This window comes from Aquiluna sp., assembly GCF_965064355.1.
Genome location: NZ_CBCHRQ010000010.1, coordinates 1 through 20,471, shown reverse-complemented (window position 1 = coordinate 20,471; position 20,471 = coordinate 1). Strand labels below are relative to the sequence as shown.

Genomic DNA, 20,471 nt, shown 5'->3' with positions numbered 1-20,471 from the left:
TGCAAGAATGGCGAGGTGCCAGTAGAGCTGCTAATTGCCGTTGCAACCTTTGGGTTTGTAACCGCCATCACCCCAGGACCCAACAACACCTACCTGCTGGCATCAGGCGCTAACCACGGGACTCTCAAGTCTTTGGTTTTTGTAAACGGCATCATGCTTGGCCTTGGCAGCATGCTGGTAGCTATTGGGTTGGGGTTGGGTGCAGTCTTTTTGGCGGTGCCACTGATTTACGAGATTCTCAAATACATCGGCTTTGGCTACATCGTTTTCCTGGCGTACAAAGTCATTCGCTCCGGATATAAAACCGGACCTGATCAGGTTGAAGAGCCAAAGTTCTTCAAGTCTTTCCTCTTGCAATTCGTAAACCCCAAAGCCTGGATTGTTTGCACCTCGTTTATGGCCACCTACGCCCCGGTTGAAATGGGAGTGACAGCGGTAGCGATCTGCATCGCGATCTTCCTAATTACCACCTATCCGGGTGCTGTGGCTTGGGCAGTTCTGGGTCAAGGGATCTCAAAGATTCTTACCAACCCAACCAGGCTCCGAGTCTTCAACTGGACTGCCGGAATTCTGCTGGTGCTAACCATGGTTCCCGCCCTGTTTCTCTAATGATGAGATTCGAGATAAAAGGAATCGTCATCGAGTGGCGTGGCCCAGCTCCATTTTACTTTCTACCCACTCCCCCAGAGGTCACAGAAGAGATCGATACTTATAAGCGAGAGCTCACCTACGGTTGGGGAGTAATTCCTGCAAAGATCACAATAGGTATAACGACTGTAACCACTTCTCTAATTCCAAGAAACGGCAGTTTCTACGTTCCACTGAAAGATGCGGTTAGAAAGCCAAATCGCATTTCGGTTGGCGACATCGTCACTCTGGTGCTCGAAATCTAAAACTCAAATGCCTGTTAAGTGCTAAATCCAGCTCTCGCATTAAGGGCTGGATTTTCAGTGCACCCCCTGGGACTTGAACCCAGAACCCACTAATTAAGAGTCAGATTGCCTACCCCCCACTTGCCCTTATTTGGCGGGGATTCAGGTCTAGCCCCTAAGGATTCGTGCCCAATGCGTGCCCAATAGGTTCCGCCTTGAGGGGATTTTGACCTATCTCTGGTCGCTCCACCAATCGCCTCTCTCCGCCTCTTCGCGCGCCTGTTCTTCTTTTTCCCTTTCGAGTGCAGCCTCCTTCTCCCACTGAAGGTATAACCTAAAAAACACGCCTACAACTATCAGACCTCCAGACATCGGGAGCGCTAGACCAACTAGGTCTGGTGGCCAATATCCGCCCGTGAAAGTGTATAAAAGCCCTAGCAGACCCAAAGAAATCAGCAACATACTTGCCCTACTTTCTAATGAGGATCGGGTAACTCAATTGTGAGCGTTGGAGTGCATTTTTTCTAGAGTGTGTTCTCACCCCGCGCAAGCCATGAGTTTTTCACCAACTAGCCAAATTGTTTGAAACTTGGATTAGGCCCCAATCAATAAGAACTAGATCCGCGCGCGCCGACCCCCCCTCGGGCATAAATCCGGGGGTGGGTGTTGCCTTTGGTGACTCTCGCCCCTCAGCACCCCGACCACACTTGCACGCACATAGTCGCAGTTGAAACTTTTTTTAGCGCTCGAAAAGACAATGTCACTCAAAATTTAAGCTGAGTTAACTGTTAATTTGTGGAATTTTTCATAATTGGGTATTTAAATGAAGGCCAAACTTGTGAATTTGGGATCGATATGAGACAAAATTCTTTGCTAGTCGTATTTGCACTACTAATGTCAGGCTTTGGCATCGCTTCTTTCGCGAGCGCCGACCAACCGACTTCACAAGTCGCTCTTTGCGTGGATTGGGCCACCAAGCAAGTGCGCTACTCAAGCTCATGGCAGGGTAAGTGCCCCAATCGCATGTTCCCTCTTGTCCTATCGGAACAAGGCCCTGCCGGACCTACTGGTCCTCAAGGTGCTACTGGAGCTACTGGTCCTCAAGGTGCTACTGGAGCTACTGGTCCTCGAGGTGCGGCGGGTTCTTCAGGTGGGGCGGGGGGGTTAGCCTCTGATCTCAGTCAATCCCCAGTGCTGGATCAAATTGAAATTCAAATTGCCTCTGCGGCATGCGAAGACAAGTGGCGCGCCCTCAATAACCTCACTATGCCGTTCTCTTATCCAGTGGATACTTACGATCAACGAGTGGCTGACCCTCAGTACTTGTTGGACCTAGTGGGCAGCAACTGCCCGAATCCCTTTACGCCGGACCATAAACCAAGAGTAAGTAGCGTGTCTTATGTTTCGGTGAGCCCGGTCTACCGCTCCGATTTCTGGTTGTATGGTCAGCAAGCCTACCAAAGACCTCTTGGGTATGCCGCTACGGCTAGTTCAGTCACAATAACCTTCACTGACCTTCGCGGTTTTACCTTTTGCAAGCCTACAGATCCTGCATATGCCGTGTATGCAATGCAACAAAACCTTTTTTGGTCCGCATCTGCCGCAGCAGAAACTCAATCAATTACATGGAAGGGTGGGCCGGGTTTGGAATTCCACTGGTGGAGGGGAGAAGACTTGGCAATCAGCGATAATAGAAGAGGCGGAATGGGTAGTGGTGATTTCTCGAGAGTTTACTTCTGTGGGCCTGACTCAACGACCCCTTCGGGGCTAGGCGTGAGAGACCTCTGGCTCTCGCAGCATCGTTCCATCGGCCCCAAGTGGTCGGATGTGAAACCCCAAGGAAGCATTGGGAAAGGCAAGCTCGATTTGTGGGTTTCATTGCAGGTGACTTGGGCCAACCAAATCCCGCCAACCCTGTTGAACCCTGCACGGACATAGTCGCAAAATTATGACTTTTTAAAAGCAAAAGTCCCCTGCAATTACAAGGGACTTTGGCTTATTTACTTGGTGCACCCCCTGGGACTTGAACCCAGAACCCACTGAATAAGGGAAATTTGCACTGCCGATTGAGCTAGAGGTGCCTAAGAAGCTCTGAAGTGCAGCAACTGTAGCGAATTCCAACCTGACCAGACCGGAGAAGGCCCCTTGCTCTGACTCGGCACTCTCTAGGGTTCCCCCTTGTGGGAGGGCCTAATCAAGAGTTGAATGATGATTGTGGAAGGTTGACATGTACTCCCGCTCTTCAAAGACGAAGCGACTGGGATGCCGGCCTAAAGATTGCAGTCCCTGGCAAAGGGGCCTCGAAGGAGTAAGCAAAATGGACAGTAACCTCATTCACCCAGATCTTAGAAAAAGCACGACCTCGATGCCCAAGCTTCCGATTCAAAGCGGATTTGGCAGGGCGCTCACCAGACTTTTGCTGACAGCTTTGGTGCCTAAGGTAAAGATTCCGGCAGGTGTTCAAATTGAGCAGCTCACAACTGCAGGCGGTTTGAAGCTCAGGGTTTACTCTCCTGCCAAGCAAAAAACTGCGGCGGCACTGCTTTATATCCACGGCGGCGGCATGATCATCGGCTCTCCAAAGATGGACGATGCTCGATTGGCAGGTATTGCCTCAGAGCTAGGCGTGGTCGTTGTGTCTCCCGACTACAGGCTTGCTCCAGAGCACCCATATCCTGCTCCGGTTGACGACTGCCACGCAGCTTGGACCTGGATGCTACAGAATGCCGCCCAGCGAGGATTCGATGTCAATCGCATCGCGATCGGTGGCGAGAGTGCCGGTGGTGGCCTTGCCGCTGGGCTGGTGCTGAGACTGCACGATGAGGCAGGGGTTCAGCCGGTGGCTCAATGGCTGTTCTGCCCAATGTTGGATGACCGCACTGCACAAAACAGAACTTTGGATGGTGTTGAGCACTTCATCTGGAACAACAACATGAACCTAGTTGGCTGGGGTTCATATCTTGGATCAAACTTCGGAACGGAGAAAGTCGCGGACTATGCCGCTCCCGCCAGACGCAAAGACCTCAGCGGATTACCAAAAGCCTGGGTGGGTGTTGGCGATGTCGAGCTTTTCTTCGAGGAAGACAAGGCCTACGCCGAGCGATTGAGGGCGGCCGGCGTGGACTGTGAATTGGACATCGTTTCTGGTGCTCCGCATGCCTTTGAAGGATTAGCTCCGGAATCTCAGCTCTCAAAGGATTACATGGCAAAAGCGACCAGCTGGTTGGCTAAAGCGCTGAAAGATTAGCTCAAAAAAATGGTGCACCCCCTGGGACTTGAACCCAGAACCCACTGATTAAGAGTCAGTTGCTCTGCCGATTGAGCTAGAGGTGCGACAGCCCAAAATCTTAGCAGCATATTCTTCGACTTCCTAGCGGCTTTCAGACTAGCTCTCGCCAAACTTTCACACCCGATACAGCTTGTGGTAGGTCATTCGACACTTGAAATTCACTACTTCGGAACACCATTTAACTCCTGCCACCGCAGGAAAACTGTCGATTGGAGAAATCATGGAGAAGCAAGAGCTAGAACTAACTGAGATTCAAATGCTGGCAGATATTCACAACATGCTCAGCGATATTCATGAGGCGATGTTCATCGAAGATGAGCTTGAAGGCGATGAGGCAGAGCTTGATGAGCCTGAAGGCGATGAGGCAGAGCTTGATGAGCCTGAAGAGCTGGCTGAGGAAGTCGACGAAGACGAGTAATTCGATTTCAAGAAAACGTGATCTGCTATGCAGGTCACGTTTTTTCTTTAACTAGTTTTTTAAGGTGACCAGGACTTTGCCAATTGTCGAGGTGGAGGTTGAGGTCTTGAACTGATAGAAAGCGGAAAGGCTTGGGTTTTGCTTTTTTGCAAAATCGCAAGCAGCTTTGGCCCTGGCTGTTGCTAGAGACTTCTCTGTGCTGGTCGCCTTGGAAGAGATGATGCCGCTACAAACAAACTTTGTGGTCCAACCATTGAGAATCAATAGTCGATTGATTGAGTTTTGCTGGGTGGCACTCAGCTTTGAGGATTTCGCGCTAAAGGATGGCAAGGTTGCAGATTTGACCTGACCAGCAGCTGTGCCACCGTCAACCTGGCTACCCGGCTTGGCTGCTAGTTGAGTTGACCAGATTGGATTGGCCGAGTCACACTTCACGACTATCGTGCACAGCAAGGTTGCACTTCGAGCAAAACCCAGACTCTCAGATTCCAAAAGCTTGTATGTGGCGATTCCCAAGACTCGGCCATCACGGTCGAAGATCGGACCACCAGAGTTTCCAGGGTTTAGCGAAGCCGAAACTCCAAACTCACTGCCGTCTGCAACCACCTTGGCAACAAGTCCGGTGGTTAGGTAGCCATCAAGTCCTCTTGGAGATCCCAATACGCCAACCCACCAGCCCTGCGCTGGCCTTTCCCCGCGGAAACTAAGGGTCGGAAGCACCATCTTGGTGTAGATACCTGCAAGGTCCTTGGTTGCATCCGCGGATGCGATGTAGCCAATCGCAGAGTTACCTGCGTTGTCCGTGAGGGTTACCTCGCCGGCGCCAATGCAATCCTCAACCACGTGGTGGTTGGTAACTAAGAAAGTCTTCATGCCTTGAGCCGTGACAGAGGCGGGAATCGACACCTTGGCAGCCCAACCTGTACCAAGCCCCTGATCGCAGAAGACTGTGACAACAGACTTGAGCACCTGAGGACTTAGCGCTACTAAGTCATTGGGGGCTGCTCCAGGGTTATTGACCGTGTAGAGGGCTTGCGATGCCAAAGATGGCAGTTCTAGGCCGGTTATGGAAGCTGAGATATTTAGCTTGTGAGTGACCCTGAAGAAACTATCCTCTGGCACGTAGTCGAACCCGGAGTTATCGTCCTCGTTGTAGTCCGAGTAACCCTGAATACCAAAAGTCTTTGGAAGTTTGAGGCAGTTGTATGGCAACTTGAAACCTACCCATGAAACCTTTTCCTTGAGGTTGCTGAAGAAGACCCCCGAACAACCTGAGACTTCACGGTCTCGCTTTACATCGTGGATATAGGCCGGAGCACCGAAGCTACCATCGAGAGTTTCTACACCGGTTTCAATTCGATAATCCTCAGTGCCATCGTTGTTGGTATCGATCATCACCATGGCCCAAGAGCCAAGGCCATCGTCGAACTGAGCAGCTTGAATCGGTGCGGCGAAATCGATGTAGAAGTAGTGAAAATCTGGAGCTTCTGAGAACTCCGCGTAGGAGACGTTCAAGGCGTTGAAGTTTGAAGGTGTGCCAGCTTGGGTAAAAGTGTCGGCCGGTGACTCTTGATAGTTCTGAATAGCAGCTGATGCAGGGTTAGTCAGCAGAACCACGGACAACAGGGCTGCTGCAACAGCGGCAATCCAACGCCTAATCACCAGATGCCCCCATTCCAATTTCATCGTTCGCTCTCAACCCTATGACAATCTTGAGTTATTGGAATTATGCAACTTCGGTCCGACGCTTTATTGGTGGGGACAGCAACGCTATTGGCGAACTAGCAGGTATTAGTCAGATTTGACCCCTAGCCTAGGAACCGAATGTGAGGGTTGAATGAGCGATCAGGAATTCCGCTTGACCGAAGGGGCAAAGGCACCTTCCTTTAGCCTGCTGGATCAAAATGGCCAGCAGTTCTCCTCGGAGAAATTGGCTGGCCAGAAGGCCATTCTTTACTTTTACCCGGCAGCCGGGTCACCGGGCTGCTCTAAAGAAGCTACAGATTTCGAAGATCGCATTTCCGAATTCACGGCCGCAGGCTACAAGGTAATTGGCATCTCTCCTGACGAGCCTGCAAAACTAAAAGACTTTGAAGATTCCCAGCAGCTTTCCTTCCCGCTTCTAAGCGACCCGGACTTTATTGCCCACAAGGCCTATGGAGCATTTGGCACCAAGACTCTCTACGGCAGAACCTACAAGGGCGTGCTTCGCTCAACCGCTCTCGTGGATGAGAACTTCAACGTCACCGCCGCTTATTACAGCGTCAAGTCAACCGGTCACGTTGAGATGCTGCTAAAGCACATCAATCAACGCTGAAACATCTCCCGCACTGACTTACCAAACAGCAAGATGAAAACAGCCGTCGCTGGAATCAAAAGCAGAGCACCGATGAGTAAATTGCCAAACTCTCCGGCGAAGCTTGCAACACCGATAGAGGCGATCAAAAGCTGAAGGACCATGGCTGGAGTGTGAGCCCAACGTGACTTACGCGTAAGGCCAAGCGCAATGTTGCTGCTCCACAATCCAGCAGCAATCAATAGCCCAATCAAAAACAGTGCCGAGAGCAAAGATGTTGGAGTTTCAACAAAAATCAGAACCACTACCCACACCAGCAAACTCCAGATAGCTAGGGACTGCAGCGCAATAACGCTCGCGGAAATAACTAACTTGAGACCTGGGTTAGACATTTTGGGTCTTGATTTCCTCTCCCAGTTGTGAAACCATTTGGGGGTTGCAACATTGACTTTACCCGCTTGATTGGCGGGATTTCGGTTTGAAAACTTAGGAATAACAGAACATTATGGATATGACTTGGCTAAACCAGGCCCGTTGCCTCAATGAGGACCCTGAGCTCTTCTTCCCAGTGGGCAACACCGGACCAGCGCTGGAGCAAATCGAGCAGGCCAAATCCATTTGCCGTCAGTGCAACGTAGCTGCTAACTGCCTCGAATACGCAATCAAAGAGAACCAGGACACTGGTGTTTGGGGCGGTCTATCTGAGGATGAGCGCCGCTCGCTAAAGCGTCGCTACGCCAGAGCTCGTCGCGCCAGCTAACAGAACTTAAGGAAAAACCCGGGGAGCTTTCGCCTCCCGGGTTTTTTGATATCCGAATTACTTGCGGCGCTTTGACCAAACGTCGAACGCAACAGCCAGTAGCAATACCAGACCCTTGATGGTCATCTGGATGTCGATACCGACCGAGTTTAGGTTCATACCGTTTGCCAAGACACCCTGGATCAAACCACCGATCATGGAGCCGGTAACGGTACCGACACCACCCTGAACCGCAGCACCACCAATGAACACCGATGAGATGGCATCTAGCTCGAAGCCGTCTCCGGCCTTAGGCACTGCCGAGTTCATACGAGCGGCAATTAGCACGCCGGATAGGGCAGCAAGGGCTCCCATGTTCACGAACAACCAGAAGTTGACCTTACGAACATCGATACCGGAGAGAACTGCCGCGTGCAGGTTTCCACCGATTGCGTAGATGTAGCGACCAAATGGGGTGCGGTTCATCACAATGGTGTAAGCCCCGATCAACACAGCCAAGACGATCAAGGTAATTGGAATACCGTTTGCCTGCGAAAGCTGGAAGCCAACGTAGAGAACCATGGCGCTAAGAATGATGTTCTTGATGAAGAACCAGGTGCGAGGCTCAACGATCTGCCCGTACTTGATCTTTCCACTACGCTGACGCAGCACAGCTATCCAAAGGACAACCACACCGAGGACGGTGACAACCAAAGCGGTGAGGTTGTAATCGATCGGGAAGCCAATCAGCGTGTTAAAGTTCTTTTCCTTGTCCAAGAAGCCGTTACCGATGGCACGGAATTCGTCTGGGAATGGACCGATGTTCGAGTTCTGCAAAGTCAGTAGCGCCATTCCACGGAACAGCAACATACCCGCCAGTGTCACGATGAACGCTGGAATACCAACGTAAGCAACCCAGAATCCTTGCCAGACACCGACTATCGCACCGACCAAAATGGCACCGATGATTCCGGCCCACCAAGGCAGCGCCGGAAGCCAGTCCCAACCATCTTGCTCAAGCGGTCGAACGGTCAAAATACCGGCAACTCCACCGATGAAGGCGGCAACCGATCCAACCGACAGGTCGATGTGACCGGCGATGATGACCATGACCATACCGATGGCGAGAACAAGGATGTAACCGTTCTGCACCACCAGGTTAGAGAAGTTGGTTGGGGTAATCGATGCGGCATTTGGCGTGGTCGCTGCAAAGAAAATCACCAACGCAATCAGCGCTAGAAAAATACCGTTCTGTCTAAGGTTTACACCCTGCAGTCTGTTGCCGATCGAGTCAAAGAATCCTCTACCGCGTTCAATAAAAGCCGACATCAGCTCCTACCCTTCTCCATTGTCATGTACTTCATAAGTAGTTCTGGGGTTGCATCCTTGCGGAGCACTTCCCCGGTGATTCGACCTTCTGCGATTGCATAAATGCGGTCGCAGATGCCCAATAGTTCTGGCAGCTCTGAGGAAATCACGATGATTCCCTTACCCTCGGCTGCAAGCCTTTGAATGATCAGGTAGATCTCGTACTTTGCACCAACATCGATACCGCGGGTTGGTTCGTCGAGAATCAAAACATCTGGGTTTACGTTGATCCACTTTGAAAGCACAACCTTCTGCTGATTTCCACCTGAAAGCTGGCCGGTAACCGAAAGCACGCTCGGTGCCTTGATGTTCATCGAGTCGCGGTATTCGCTTGCCTTTTTGAACTCCTCGTTGTTGTTCACAAGACCCATCGACACAAACGACTTCAGTGATGCCAGCGAGATATTGCGCTTGATGTCTTCAATGAGGTTCAGGCCATAACGCTTGCGATCTTCGGTGGCGTAAGCCAGGCCGTTGTCGATCGCCTCCGAGATGGTCTTGACCTTGATCTCTTTGCCGGATTTGAATACCTTGCCCGAGATGTTGGTTCCGTAGGAGTGACCAAAGAGGCTTCTTGCAAACTCAGTTCTTCCCGCACCCATGATGCCGGCTAGTCCAACAATCTCGCCGCGGCGAACATTCATTGAGATGTCGTCAACCACGATGCGGTTGCGGTCGATTGGGTGATAGGCATTCCAGTGCTCAACACGCAGGATCTCATCGCCAATTTCTGGGTTGCGAGCTGGGTAGCGATTCTCCATCTCGCGACCAACCATGCCCTTGATGATGCGCTCTTGGCTAACGGAATCCTGCTTCATGTGAAGCGACTCGATGGCGACACCATCGCGGATGATGGTCGTGGTATCGGCAATCGCCTCAATCTCATTTAGCTTGTGAGAGATGATGATCGAGGTGATGCCCTGACCCTTTAGGTGACGAAGCAGGTCCAAAAGGTGAGCTGAGTCTTCGTCGTTCAAAGCTGCGGTTGGCTCGTCCAAGATAAGAAGCTTTACGCGCTTGGAAAGTGCCTTGGCAATTTCCACAAGCTGCTGCTTACCAACACCAATGTCCTTGATGGCGGTAATTGGGTTTTCCTCAAGACCGACACGCGCCATTAGTTTGGCGGCTTCCTGGTTGGTCTTGTTCCAGTCGATCAGACCAAAGGTCTTGATCTCATTGCCTAGAAAGATGTTCTCGGCAATCGAAAGATAAGGGCTAAGAGCTAGCTCCTGGTGAATGATTACGATTCCCTCGGCTTCGGAGTCGCGAATGTTGGAAAATTTCTTGACGTTGTTTTCAAAGACTATGTCGCCGCTATAAGTTCCAAATGGATACACCCCGGAGAGAACCTTCATCAGGGTTGATTTGCCAGCACCGTTCTCGCCACAGATGGCGTGAATCTCGCCGCGCTCTACAGTCAGGGTGACCTTGTCCAATGCCACTACACCTGGGAAGGTTTTGGTGATGCTGCGCATCTCAAGAATTGAGTTGGACATTTGCGCTCCTTTGTTTCTATTTAACTGACAGGTTACTTGGAAGATTGACCCCCGGGTTGCCCCGGGGGTCAATCATCGGATCAAGGGTGATTAGCCTAGGTCGGCTTCGGCAATGTAGCCGGAGTCGATTAGCAATTCCTTGTAGTTGTCTACGGTGACGATGTATGGGGTTAGTAGGTAAGAAGGAACTACCTTTACACCGTTGTCGTAAGTGGTGGTGTCGTTGATCTCTGGCTCAGTGCCGTTGAGAATTGCGACTGCCATGCCTGCTGCAACCTTTGCAAGTTCACGAGTGTCCTTGAAGATGGTTGAGTACTGCTCGCCAGCAAGCATTGCCTTGACTGATAGAACCTCAGCGTCCTGACCAACGATGGTAGGAAGCTCGGTGTAACCAGCGTCAGTCAAAGCTGCGATGATTCCGCGGCTTAGACCGTCGTAAGGAGATAGAACACCGTTCACGATGGAGCCATCAGCGTAGTTACCTACCAAGATGTCTTCCATACGCTTCTGAGCTACAGCGCCATCCCAACGAAGGGTTGCAACCTGCTCGATGGTGGTCTGACCAGACTTGACGACTAGTACGCCAGAGTCGATTAGTGGCTGTAGAACGCTCATCGCACCGTTGAAGAAGAAGAATGCGTTGTTGTCGTCTAGGGAACCAGCAAATAGCTCTACGTTCCATGGGCCAGCAGCGTTAGCGCCGTCAGCTGAGGTGGAGTCCTCAGTTGCGTATACGCCCATGCCAACTAGCATCGAAGTAGCCTGCTGAACGCCAACCTTGAAGTTGTCGAAGGTTGCGTAGTAGTCAACGTTCGCGCTGTCACGGATTAGACGGTCGTAGGAGATAACTGGAACGCCAGCATCTGCTGCAGCCTGTAGTACGTCAGTTAGCTGCGTACCATCGATAGCTGCAATGATCAGTGCCTTTGCACCCTTGGTTAGCATGCCCTCAAGCTGTGCAACCTGGGTTGGGATGTCGTCCTCAGCGTACTGAAGGTCAACTTCGAAGCCCTGAGCTTCCATTTCAGCCTTGATGCTCTCGCCGTCAGAGATCCAACGGGTTGAGGACTGGGTTGGCATGGATACACCGATTAGACCGCCAGCAGCCTCTTCGCCGCCTTCAGTGGTCTCGGTAGCGGTGCTTGCGCAACCCGCTAGGACCATTGCAGATGCAGTAGCTACAGCTGCGAATCCGAGTAGTTTCTTAAACAACTCTGTTCCTTTCGTTCTCGGTCGGACCTCCGAATGATTTTGATCTGAGTGTGTCCATCTCGCCCAGATTTCTTCCCGCAGCCACTGCCCGGAATGGGAAGCGGTTCTGCGAAACTTTTGATGCAATAGCAGTGGCGGTTATCAAACTGTTACCGCTCACATTTGCCACGGTGTTGAGTCTCGCACTAGTCATCGAGTCAAACTCACTCATTTGATAACTGTCCGTAAACGTTTTGGTAACGACTGAATAAAGCGTCGATGTCTGCCTGGTCGATTGGCAAACCGCCGCCCAGTTGCTGGGCGATAAATGCGCTCTTGGCATTGTCCTCACACATCACAGCGGCCTTAAGTGCCTCCTTGGCATCCTTACCGATCGTGAAGACTCCGTGTTGCTTCATCAATACCGCCTTGGAGCGGTGACCGGCGAGAGTTTCAACAATCCCGCGGCCAATTGAGTCATCACCAATTTTGGCAAATGGACCAAGTGGGATTTCGCCACCGAACTCATCAGCAATAGCGGTTAGCACGCAAGGAATCGGCTTTCCGGCAGCGGCCCAGCCGCAGGCGTAGTTCGAGTGGGTGTGAACTACTCCGCCAACATCCGGCATATTCCGATAGACGTAAGCGTGGGCAGCGGTATCTGAAGATGGGGTTAGCGACTTGTCTTGGGCATTGCCGTCAAGATCGCAAAGCACCATCGACTCAGGGGTTAGTTCGTCGTAAGCGAGCCCCGAAGGCTTGATTAGAAACCCACCCTCGATCCGCTGCGAGATGTTTCCGCCAGACCAAACAACCAGACCTGCATCCCAAAGCTGAGCATGCAGCACAGCAAGCTGCTTTCTTGCCTTTTTCTCGCTAAGCACCAAGCACCTCCCGACGCATTGCCTTCAAGCGCTTCATAACGTCGTTCGCTCCGCGACCGAAATAGTCGTGTAGCAACTCGTACTCCGCGTAAAGCCGGTCGCACTGCTTGGCACGTTCTTCATTAGGAACGTAAAGCGCTTTGGAGACTCGACCCATTTTGTCCGCAGCTTCGCGCACACTTGGGTAAGCCTTCGCGGCCACCGCTGCATGAATTGCAGAACCAAGGGCCGGACCCTGCTCGGATTCCAAAACACTCAGTGGCAAGCGCGTGATGTCCGAGTAAAGCTGCATCAAGAACTGGTTCTTGATCAATCCACCGGCAACGATGAACTCCCTAACCGGGACTCCAGAAGCCGCAAAGGTCTCCACAATCTTGCGAGTACCAAAAGCGGTGGATTCCAAAAGTGCTCGGTAGCCATCTTCTGCCCTGGTGGTCAAAGTCGCACCAATCAAGATGCCAGACAGTTCGTGGTCAACTAAAACCGAACGGTTACCGCTGTGCCAATCAAGAGCCACAAGGCCGTGCTCACCAACGGCTTGGGTGGCAGAAAGATCGGTTAGGTACTGGTGGATTGATTTGCCTGCTTTTTGAGCATCATCAAAGTAGCGCTGTGGGACCTGGTTCTTGACATACCAGGCGAAGATGTCGCCGACACCGGACTGGCCCGCTTCGTAACCGTAGTAACCGGAGACGATTCCACCATCAACCACACCACACATTCCTGGCACCTCTGCCAAAACATCACCATTCATAACGTGGCAGGTTGAGGTTCCCATAATCGCAACCATTTGCCCTGGCTCGGTTGCCTTCGCGGCCGGAGCGGTCACGTGAGCATCCACATTTCCAACCGCAACCGCAATGCCCTCGGTGAGGCCGGTCCATGCCGCAGCCTCTTTGGTGAGGTAACCGGCAGCATCGCCGAGTTGCCCGATTGGGTGCTGAATCTTTTCTTCGGCAAAGCCGGCGAAGTCTGGGTTTAGGGCGGCGAAGTAATCCCTAGATGGGTAGGCACCATCCTGCAGGTTTCCCTTGTAGCCGGCGGTGCAGGCATTTCGGGAGTAAACGCCACAGAGCTGCCACACGATCCAGTCGGCTGCCTCAACAAACTTGTCCATGGCCTGATAAACCTCAGGCGCTTCCTCAAGAATTTGCAAGCCCTTTGCAAGTTCCCACTCAGAGGAAATCTGTCCGCCATAGCGATTGAGCCACAACTCGCCTCGCTCGCGGGCCACCTGATTGACTCGGTCAGCGTGTGGCTGAGCGGCGTGGTGCTTCCAGAGCTTTACATAGGCATGCTTATTTGTTTCAAAACCTGCCACCTGGTTTAGCGGGGTGCCATTGATCTTGACCGGAACCATGGTGCAGGCGGTGAAGTCGGTTGCGATGCCAATGACATCCTTGGGGTCGATGCCGGAAACTCGAACTGCCTCGGGGACGGCGTGCTTTAGCACCTCGACATAGTCGTTTGGATCTTGCAGTGCCCACTCAGGGGGAAGTTTTTCGCCGGTGCGGTTGAGAACCTGGTCCATCACGGCATTTGGATACTCAAAGACTGCAGATGCGAGCTCTGTGCCATCTGCGACATCTACCACGACGGCTCGTCCGGACAGGGTGCCGTAATCAACGCCAATTGTGTATTTACTACTTGGCATGACACCTCCGTCCTGAGTTCTTATGTTAGCGATAACATCGCTTCAAATAAGGGCAAAAACCATCACGCTTTTATAACTTTGGCGGTGCCCCGGTTGAGGATCTCAAAACAAGTTCTGGGACCAAACGCTCTAACTTTTTAGTCGAAGTGCCGGCAATCTCAGAAAGCAGCAGGTTCATGGCACGCTTTCCAAGCTCTTTGAAGTCTTGCCGCAGGGTAGTTAGCGGAGGCGAGGTATAGCCGGTCTCTTCCAAGTCATCAAAACCGATCACGCTCAATCGCTTTGGAACATCTATTCCACGCTCCCGCATGGCATGCAAAAACCCAATTGACATTCTGTCGTTGGCAATAAACATTGCAGTGATGTCTTTGGAATCGATGTTTAGCTCTTTGCCGATTCGATAACCGGTTGTCAGCTGCCAGTCACCATCAATCACCTGCGGAACCAAGTTGGCGTTGAGCATTGTGGCGGTGTAGCCGGCAGCCCTCGTGGTCGATTCAAACCAGCCCTGAGGTCCAGAAATGTGAACAATGTTTTTGTGACCCAGGTCAATTAGGTGCTGGGTCGCTGCAGCACCACCGGCAAAATTGTCTACCGACACCGCAAGCTCATCCATGCGATACATGCTGTCTAAGGTCACAACCGGTATTAGAGAAACTGCGGCTCTGGCGATTTCAACCGCTCGCAACTGTGGCGTTACCAGAGCAAGACCTTCGATACCTAGCTTCATGAGGTGATCGATACCGGATTTCACAGACTCTTCGTCATTGGCATCGATTCCAACCGTCACAACGAAGTAGCCCTGCGCACGCGCCGCCGCCTCCATGTAGTGAACCATTGCCGCAGGACCCGTGAAATCGGTGTCCGAGGACAAGATTCCAAGCATGTTGGTTTTGGAGGAAGCCAATGCCCTGGCAGCCAGCGATGGGCGATAGCCCAAAGACTCCATAGCCTTTAGAACTCGAGTCTTGGTCTCAGGGCGAATCGATGGGTTGTTGTTTAGAACTCGTGAAACGGTCTGGTGTGAGACTTTGGCAAGACGTGCAACGTCATAGATATTCGCCTGTTTGGGGTTAGTCATTTACTACACCCCTAAACACCTGCTCCAGTTTTGCAACGTCCTGTTCCCATGCTTCACGCTCCGAAGCCAATAAAGCTTTCTTAACTGTGATGGTGAGCTGGTAGCTTGCCTTTTGCTCTTTGAATCGAAAGTCAACCTCGCCTAAAGTCTCAGCGACAACCACAAAACGCTTTGGGATTTGAATCAGAGCAAATGTTGCGCCATGACCCTCTTCGCCGTATTTGAGTTTTGCCCCCTGGCGAAAATCAAACTTGGCTAGTTTCCCAAGCCAACTGGAAAGTCCCGCTTCGGTCGAGATCAGTTGAATCGCAAGCTTGATCTCTGAGCTGGCTGAGAGCTCCATGGTCTTTGCGACAACTTCTCGCATCGGGTCAAGCTTTGGAGACTGTGCAAAGCCAACGAAATTGTCGCTCATTTCTTGACCTTCTCACGAGCGGCATACGTGTAAGACGCAACGCCAAACAGCAAAGCCAAAAGCGAGTGAGAGGCAAAGGTGACCAAGTTCATTTCAGTAAACGGGTCGATTCCCATTAGCGGCAGAAGCCAGGCCGCAGCAATTGGCACAAACAAGAAAGCGATCAGCGCTTTGGCCTTTAGGCCGAGATAGAAAAACCAAAGCCCCGACCCAAATGCCAGGTAGCTCATATAAGCCGGGTATCCGGCAGAAGAATCTATAAAAGTTTGACTGGCAAAAATAAATGCCAAAATTACCGGTGTCCAACTAGGGGCCGGATTGCCTGGTCGCTTGCCGAAAATAGTCCACTTCATAGCATCTAAACCTTAGCCCCGATGCTTTAGGCCAAAACGCATGAATGTCGATTCGCCACTAGCCAAAACCCTTAGGTCTTCCCCGGTGTTGAAGGCATCCGCCGGACAGGTCTGCGGCTCGATAGCAATGGCATTGCCAGGACCATCCGCCCATGGAAATTTGTTGGTTGTGTAAATCATCAGCCAGGGGGCGTTGTCATGCCAGATATCTAGCGAGTGATCGCCAGTACGCAAGGTTGCCACTGGATTCGTGACCCCGTTGAATTGAGTGTCTAGCTTTAGGTCCCGAACCAAAACGGCATTCCCGGGACCCAGCCCAATCTCGACCGCCGGAGTGCTTGAAACCGGAAGCATGTCTGAGCCGTGAACAGTTGCGGTAACGGCGTTTACCACAATGGTGGTGTCATCACTAAACGGGAAGTAGGGGTGGGTTCCAATACCAACTGGTGCGTTGCCCGATCCCACATTGGTAACTGAGTAGCCAACTACCAATTCGTCAGCAGTTAGCTCGAACGTGGCTTCGACCAACAAATTCCATGGGTATCCAGTATCAGCTTCAACCCTGGTTGCAAGTTTCAAAAAGCCAGCTCTGGTCTCGACTACCTCGGCGGTTGCTTCATCAACCAGGCCGTGCATAGCGTTTCCCAGACCATCTCTAATCTCAAGCTGATAGTCCTTACCCTCATATGCGTAGCGACCCTTGGCGATGCGATTTGGCCAAGGTGCCAAGAGGCTACCGGCATACGTTTTTGGTGAAAGATTCACCTCTGGAATCACAATGTGATCTCCAAAACGCAATCCCACCAGCGCCGAGCCAACCAAGTTGATTACCGCTGCGGCATCACCGTTGGTCAGTGCGTAAATGGGATTAGCCATTCTTAGAACTTAGAAGCCAACCGGTAGTAAGCCGAAGACCACTGCAGTTCCTTGCGAATTGAAACCGATGTGGTGCTGTGATCAATGTTGACTAGCTCCACACCCGCGATGCGAGCGAAGTCCTGAATGGTTGCCTCTGAAACCGAGTTGGTCAAAACAGTGTGGTGGCTACCGCCAGCCAACATCCATGCCTCGGCTGAAACCTCAAGGCTTGGAGCTGGTTCCCAAACAGCCCTGGCAACCGGAAGGTTAGGGAGGTCTTCGGTTGGCTCCACGATCTTGATCTCGTTCGAGGTCATTCGGAAGCGGCCACCTAGGTCGGTGAGACAAACCACGCGACCCGATGCCGGCTTGGCGGTGAAGACCATGCGAACTGGATCTTCCTTACCACCAATTCCTAGCGGGTGAATTTCAATTCGTGGCTTCTGCCCGGAAATCGAAGGGCAGACTTCGAGCATGTGAGCACCTAAAACCTTTGGGGTTCCTGGGCCAAAGTGATAGGTGTAGTCCTCCATGAACGATGTTCCACCAATGACCGGGGTCATCGCCTTCATGATTGCCAAAAGTGCGGAGGTCTTCCAGTCGCCCTCGCCACCAAAGCCATAGCCATCTGCCATTAGGCGCTGAACAGCAAGACCAGGCAACTGACGAAGCTCGCCAAGGTCCTCAAAGTTTGAGGTGAAGGCGGAGTATCCGCCAGCCTCCAAAATGCCACGAAGTGCAATTTCAATCTTTGCGCCATAGACCAAAGAGTCGCGACGAGCGCCACCGGGCTTTAGCTCCGGTGCCAATTCGTAGAGCTCGCCGTAGGTTAGGCAAAGCTTCTCGGCTTCCGCATCGCTAACTGAATTGACTGCATCCACCAAGGTGTTCACACCGAGCTGCTCGATAGACATACCGAAAGTCATTTGTGCCGAAACCTTGTCGCCATCGGTGACTGCGACGTAGCGCATGTTGTCTCCGAAGCGCGCCAGCTTTAGGTGCTGAGACTTCTGCCAACCCAAGGTTGCAAAGGCCCAGGCATCAACTTCTTGCTGGACGCGGGTATCGGTTGGGTGACCAACCACAACCTTGCGAGCAACATCCATACGGCTCAGAATGTGGGCGTACTCACGATCACCGTGAGCAGCTTGGTTGAGGTTCATAAAGTCCATGTCAATGGTTGCCCATGGCAATGACTGTCCAGCCTGAGTGTGCAGGTGCAGCAGTGGCTTCTTCAAGACTTCAAGGCCGTTGATCCACATCTTGGCCGGAGAGAAAGTGTGCATCCAGGTGATGACACCGACGCACAAGTCACTGGCGGTAGCCGCCATCAAAGTGGCGCGGATCTCATCGTTGGTTTTCACAACCGGCTTCCAAACCAAAGCGACATTTGCGCTCAGGCCCTTGGCGAGCTGGTCGGTTACAAGCTGAGACTGCTCGGCAACTTGGCGAAGGGTCTCATCTCCGTAGAGGTTTTGGCTTCCAGTTACAAACCAAATCTCAAACTTCTGCTTTGACATAACACTCCCTCACTGCAACGCTGCGTAATTACTAACATGTTAGCGTTCACATCGACCGGTTCAAAAGGAGAAGTTTGTATCTGGCGCAACAGTTTCATTTCTGTGCGTGCCAAAAGGAGACCTTCTTCATGCGAATTGATTTCGGGATTAGCAGCATCGAATTTGTTTGATTTTGAGCCTATCCTTTATAGACAAGCGAATCAGGAGTCATTTTGAGTGCCAGAGAGCGAATCGAAGCGAAGCTTTTCGATGGCCGTGACCTTTACTATTTTGACGACCATGGATCATCACTGCCCCTGAGTCGCAAGGCTGATCAAAGAGAAAAAGACTCTCGACCACAGACCGCAGACCTTAGGTTTGATGCGCTAACCGGTGACTACATCACCGTTGCCAGTCACCGTCAAAGCCGAGCATTTTTACCTCCGGCAAACATCTGCCCACTGTGCCCAACAACGCCTACTAACCTCTCTGAGCTTCCCGACAACTTCGATGTTGCAGTCTTTGAGAACAAGGGTCCGGCCTTTGGTCCTGAACTTGGCGAGATGAAGCCGGTGGGAGATCAGCCTTTTGGATATTCCACTAGCGCTTTTGGTCGCTGCGAGGTTGTGGTCTTTAGTCCAGAGCACGAAGGCAGCCTGGGATCGATGCCGGTGAGCCGAATCGAAACTGTGATTCGAGCCTGGAGTGATCGCACCCGCGATCTATACAACGAACCAGGTGTGGTGCAGGTGTTCCCATTCGAAAATCGCGGTCAGGAAATTGGAGTCACCCTCCACCACCCACACGGCCAGATCTACTCCTACCCGTTTGTCACCCCCAAGACCAAGCAGCTATTGGCCGCCATCGAAAGCCACGGCCCTAGCTTTTTCCAGGACCTCTACGACTTTGAATCCAAAGGTGAGCGAGTGATTCTCGAGAGCGAGCACTTCATCGCCTACGTGCCATTTGCAGCCAGGTGGCCGATTGAGATTCACGCGCTGCCAAAGCGCGCGGTGCAAGATTTCTCTCAGCTAAATGAATACGAGATTGCCGATTTGGCAGGTTTCTATAAGTCGCTGCTACAGGCTGTCGACAAGATCTACGACTCCCCTACCCCATACATTGCCGCCTGGCACCAAGCCCCAAAGGTTGAAAAGCGAAACCAGTTCCGCCTGATGCTGCAAATCACTTCTCCTCGTCGAGCTGCCGACAAACTGAAGTATCTAGCCGGTTCCGAGGCGGCCATGGGTGCTTGGGTGGGAGATGTGACTCCGGAGGCAACAGCCCAAAGACTCCGAGAGGTAATGCAGTGAATCTAACTGCAAATGCCCAAGCTGGATTTCTCTCAAGTTTTGGTTATGCACCAACCGGTATTTGGTCTGCCCCTGGTCGAGCAAACCTAATTGGCGAACACACCGATTACAACAACGGTTTCGTGCTTCCATTTGGAATCAACTACCGCACCTATGCCGCGGTTTCTTTGCGCACCGATCGCATCTGCCGAGTGATGAGCGAAATAGATAGCAAGGTCTATGAGATTTCGCTGGACGATCCAAAACCAACCGACTTGGACTGGGCGCTTTACCCGCTTGGCGTGGCATGGGTAATGCGAGAGAAAGCAACAGCCGGTTTTGATTGCTACATCACATCTGATGTTCCAATTGGGGCTGGGCTTTCCTCCTCAGCCGCCATCGAAAGCTCAATGGCGAGTGCGCTAAATGAGCTTTGGGGAGCTGGCTTTAGCCGTAGGGAACTTGCACTGATCGGCCAAAAAGCCGAGAACCAAGTAGTCGGCGCACCAACTGGCATCATGGACCAAACCGCCTCGATGATGGCCCAGAACGATGCCGCTGTTTTGATTGATTGCCAGAACTTAGAAATCACAGTAGTGGACCTGGGTCTTTCAAAGCACGACCTGGTGATCGCTGTAATCGACACTCAGGTTTCGCACTCTCATGCTCACGGTGGATACGGTTCGAGAAGAACATCCTGCGAAGTTGGTGCTCGGGAACTTGGCGTTGCATCGCTTAGAGAGCTCTCGCTCTCTGACCTACCTAG

General features: G+C 52.1%; 20 protein-coding genes and 3 tRNA genes. 8 read left to right on the top strand and 15 right to left on the bottom strand.

The annotated features are described in order from the left end of the window. The first annotated feature begins 15 nt into the window (after positions 1-15). Positions 16-609, top strand: a complete 594-nt coding sequence (locus AC128V_RS02000; protein WP_482763008.1) for a LysE family translocator — start codon at positions 16-18, stop codon at positions 607-609. Next, the gene (locus AC128V_RS01995; protein ID WP_482763007.1) at positions 609-893 is read left to right on the top strand and encodes a DUF1905 domain-containing protein; all 285 of its coding nucleotides are present in this window, start codon (positions 609-611) and stop codon (positions 891-893) included. The genes AC128V_RS02000 and AC128V_RS01995 overlap by 1 nt, the downstream gene beginning before the upstream one ends. 58 nt (positions 894-951) lie before the next feature. On the opposite strand, the gene AC128V_RS01990 is transcribed toward AC128V_RS01995, so the two are convergent. Continuing rightward, positions 952-1,017 (bottom strand) — tRNA-Leu (locus AC128V_RS01990). A gap of 1,860 nt (positions 1,018-2,877) precedes the next feature. Beyond that, positions 2,878-2,953 (bottom strand) — tRNA-Asn (locus tag AC128V_RS01985). Between the two features lie 236 nt (positions 2,954-3,189). Between AC128V_RS01985 and AC128V_RS01980 the strand changes: the two genes are divergently transcribed. After that, positions 3,190-4,119 carry an alpha/beta hydrolase gene (locus tag AC128V_RS01980; protein WP_482763006.1) on the top strand — a complete coding sequence of 310 codons (930 nt, stop codon included), beginning with the start codon at positions 3,190-3,192 and terminating at the stop codon, positions 4,117-4,119. Between the two features lie 10 nt (positions 4,120-4,129). Here the strand turns inward: AC128V_RS01980 and AC128V_RS01975 are convergent. Continuing rightward, positions 4,130-4,205, bottom strand: a tRNA-Lys gene (locus AC128V_RS01975). A gap of 176 nt (positions 4,206-4,381) precedes the next feature. On the opposite strand from AC128V_RS01975, the gene AC128V_RS01970 reads away from it, so the two are divergent. Further along, complete coding sequence (locus tag AC128V_RS01970) at positions 4,382-4,579, top strand: hypothetical protein (RefSeq protein WP_482763005.1); 198 nt, start codon at positions 4,382-4,384, stop codon at positions 4,577-4,579. Positions 4,580-4,630: 51 nt separating this feature from the next. Here AC128V_RS01970 and AC128V_RS01965 read toward each other — a convergent pair whose 3' ends face one another. After that, positions 4,631-6,265: a trypsin-like peptidase domain-containing protein gene (locus tag AC128V_RS01965; protein WP_482763004.1), complete on the bottom strand. Its 1,635-nt coding sequence runs from the start codon at positions 6,263-6,265 to the stop codon at positions 4,631-4,633. A gap of 151 nt (positions 6,266-6,416) precedes the next feature. On the opposite strand from AC128V_RS01965, the gene AC128V_RS01960 reads away from it, so the two are divergent. Further along, positions 6,417-6,896, top strand: coding sequence for a peroxiredoxin (locus AC128V_RS01960; protein ID WP_482763003.1), 480 nt, complete (start codon positions 6,417-6,419; stop codon positions 6,894-6,896). Here AC128V_RS01960 and AC128V_RS01955 read toward each other — a convergent pair. Then, entirely contained in the window at positions 6,887-7,267 is a 381-nt protein-coding gene (locus tag AC128V_RS01955) for a hypothetical protein (RefSeq protein WP_482763002.1), read from the bottom strand. The genes AC128V_RS01960 and AC128V_RS01955 overlap by 10 nt on opposite strands. A gap of 119 nt (positions 7,268-7,386) precedes the next feature. On the opposite strand from AC128V_RS01955, the gene AC128V_RS01950 reads away from it, so the two are divergent. Beyond that, positions 7,387-7,635 carry a WhiB family transcriptional regulator gene (locus tag AC128V_RS01950; RefSeq protein WP_173493893.1) on the top strand — a complete coding sequence of 83 codons (249 nt, stop codon included), beginning with the start codon at positions 7,387-7,389 and terminating at the stop codon, positions 7,633-7,635. A gap of 57 nt (positions 7,636-7,692) precedes the next feature. Here AC128V_RS01950 and mmsB read toward each other — a convergent pair whose 3' ends face one another. From mmsB to araA, 10 genes are all read right to left on the bottom strand, one after another. Continuing rightward, positions 7,693-8,943: a multiple monosaccharide ABC transporter permease gene (gene mmsB, locus AC128V_RS01945; RefSeq protein WP_482763001.1), complete on the bottom strand. Its 1,251-nt coding sequence runs from the start codon at positions 8,941-8,943 to the stop codon at positions 7,693-7,695. Next, positions 8,943-10,478 (bottom strand): multiple monosaccharide ABC transporter ATP-binding protein, encoded by a 1,536-nt coding sequence (gene mmsA / locus AC128V_RS01940; protein ID WP_482763000.1) that lies wholly within the window; start codon positions 10,476-10,478, stop codon positions 8,943-8,945. The genes mmsB and mmsA overlap by 1 nt, the downstream gene beginning before the upstream one ends. A gap of 90 nt (positions 10,479-10,568) precedes the next feature. Beyond that, entirely contained in the window at positions 10,569-11,642 is a 1,074-nt protein-coding gene (gene chvE, locus AC128V_RS01935; protein WP_482763020.1) for a multiple monosaccharide ABC transporter substrate-binding protein, read from the bottom strand. A gap of 251 nt (positions 11,643-11,893) precedes the next feature. Continuing rightward, a complete protein-coding gene (locus AC128V_RS01930; protein ID WP_482762999.1) occupies positions 11,894-12,553 on the bottom strand; it encodes an L-ribulose-5-phosphate 4-epimerase in 660 nt (219 codons plus the stop codon). Then, positions 12,546-14,207 carry a ribulokinase gene (gene araB / locus AC128V_RS01925; protein ID WP_482762998.1) on the bottom strand — a complete coding sequence of 554 codons (1,662 nt, stop codon included), beginning with the start codon at positions 14,205-14,207 and terminating at the stop codon, positions 12,546-12,548. Before araB ends, AC128V_RS01930 begins: the two co-directional genes overlap by 8 nt. 70 nt (positions 14,208-14,277) lie before the next feature. Beyond that, positions 14,278-15,288 carry a LacI family DNA-binding transcriptional regulator gene (locus AC128V_RS01920; protein WP_482762997.1) on the bottom strand — a complete coding sequence of 337 codons (1,011 nt, stop codon included), beginning with the start codon at positions 15,286-15,288 and terminating at the stop codon, positions 14,278-14,280. Next, a complete protein-coding gene (locus AC128V_RS01915) occupies positions 15,281-15,703 on the bottom strand; it encodes a hypothetical protein (RefSeq protein WP_482762996.1) in 423 nt (140 codons plus the stop codon). Before AC128V_RS01915 ends, AC128V_RS01920 begins: the two co-directional genes overlap by 8 nt. Beyond that, complete coding sequence (locus tag AC128V_RS01910; RefSeq protein ID WP_482762995.1) at positions 15,700-16,056, bottom strand: hypothetical protein; 357 nt, start codon at positions 16,054-16,056, stop codon at positions 15,700-15,702. The genes AC128V_RS01915 and AC128V_RS01910 overlap by 4 nt, the downstream gene beginning before the upstream one ends. Positions 16,057-16,068: 12 nt before the next feature. Further along, a complete protein-coding gene (locus AC128V_RS01905; protein WP_482762994.1) occupies positions 16,069-16,932 on the bottom strand; it encodes an aldose epimerase family protein in 864 nt (287 codons plus the stop codon). Between the two features lie 2 nt (positions 16,933-16,934). Then, entirely contained in the window at positions 16,935-18,434 is a 1,500-nt protein-coding gene (araA, locus tag AC128V_RS01900) for an L-arabinose isomerase (RefSeq protein WP_482762993.1), read from the bottom strand. A gap of 212 nt (positions 18,435-18,646) precedes the next feature. On the opposite strand from araA, the gene galT reads away from it, so the two are divergent. Together galT and AC128V_RS01890 are read left to right on the top strand one after the other, a co-directional pair. After that, on the top strand, positions 18,647-19,726 hold the full coding sequence (galT, locus tag AC128V_RS01895) for a galactose-1-phosphate uridylyltransferase (RefSeq protein WP_482762992.1): 1,080 nt from the start codon (positions 18,647-18,649) through the stop codon (positions 19,724-19,726). Continuing rightward, positions 19,723-20,471 (top strand): galactokinase (locus AC128V_RS01890; RefSeq protein WP_482762991.1); only part of this gene is annotated, 749 nt, incomplete at its 3' end. The genes galT and AC128V_RS01890, both read left to right, overlap by 4 nt.

Excerpts from the sequence above, each read along its gene's own strand:
- AC128V_RS01995 (WP_482763007.1), top strand. The coding sequence starts at position 609 with ATGATGAGATTCGAGATAAAAGGAATCGTCATCGAGTGGCGTGGCCCA.
- AC128V_RS01980 (WP_482763006.1), top strand. The coding sequence starts at position 3,190 with ATGGACAGTAACCTCATTCACCCAGATCTTAGAAAAAGCACGACCTCG.
- AC128V_RS01970 (WP_482763005.1), top strand. The coding sequence starts at position 4,382 with ATGGAGAAGCAAGAGCTAGAACTAACTGAGATTCAAATGCTGGCAGAT.
- AC128V_RS01965 (WP_482763004.1), bottom strand. The coding sequence starts at position 6,265 with ATGAAATTGGAATGGGGGCATCTGGTGATTAGGCGTTGGATTGCCGCT.
- AC128V_RS01960 (WP_482763003.1), top strand. The coding sequence starts at position 6,417 with ATGAGCGATCAGGAATTCCGCTTGACCGAAGGGGCAAAGGCACCTTCC.
- AC128V_RS01955 (WP_482763002.1), bottom strand. The coding sequence starts at position 7,267 with ATGTCTAACCCAGGTCTCAAGTTAGTTATTTCCGCGAGCGTTATTGCG.
- AC128V_RS01950 (WP_173493893.1), top strand. The coding sequence starts at position 7,387 with ATGACTTGGCTAAACCAGGCCCGTTGCCTCAATGAGGACCCTGAGCTC.
- mmsB (WP_482763001.1), bottom strand. The coding sequence starts at position 8,943 with ATGTCGGCTTTTATTGAACGCGGTAGAGGATTCTTTGACTCGATCGGC.
- mmsA (WP_482763000.1), bottom strand. The coding sequence starts at position 10,478 with ATGTCCAACTCAATTCTTGAGATGCGCAGCATCACCAAAACCTTCCCA.
- chvE (WP_482763020.1), bottom strand. The coding sequence starts at position 11,642 with ATGGTCCTAGCGGGTTGCGCAAGCACCGCTACCGAGACCACTGAAGGC.
- araB (WP_482762998.1), bottom strand. The coding sequence starts at position 14,207 with ATGCCAAGTAGTAAATACACAATTGGCGTTGATTACGGCACCCTGTCC.
- AC128V_RS01920 (WP_482762997.1), bottom strand. The coding sequence starts at position 15,288 with ATGACTAACCCCAAACAGGCGAATATCTATGACGTTGCACGTCTTGCC.
- AC128V_RS01915 (WP_482762996.1), bottom strand. The coding sequence starts at position 15,703 with ATGAGCGACAATTTCGTTGGCTTTGCACAGTCTCCAAAGCTTGACCCG.
- AC128V_RS01910 (WP_482762995.1), bottom strand. The coding sequence starts at position 16,056 with ATGAAGTGGACTATTTTCGGCAAGCGACCAGGCAATCCGGCCCCTAGT.
- AC128V_RS01905 (WP_482762994.1), bottom strand. The coding sequence starts at position 16,932 with ATGGCTAATCCCATTTACGCACTGACCAACGGTGATGCCGCAGCGGTA.
- araA (WP_482762993.1), bottom strand. The coding sequence starts at position 18,434 with ATGTCAAAGCAGAAGTTTGAGATTTGGTTTGTAACTGGAAGCCAAAAC.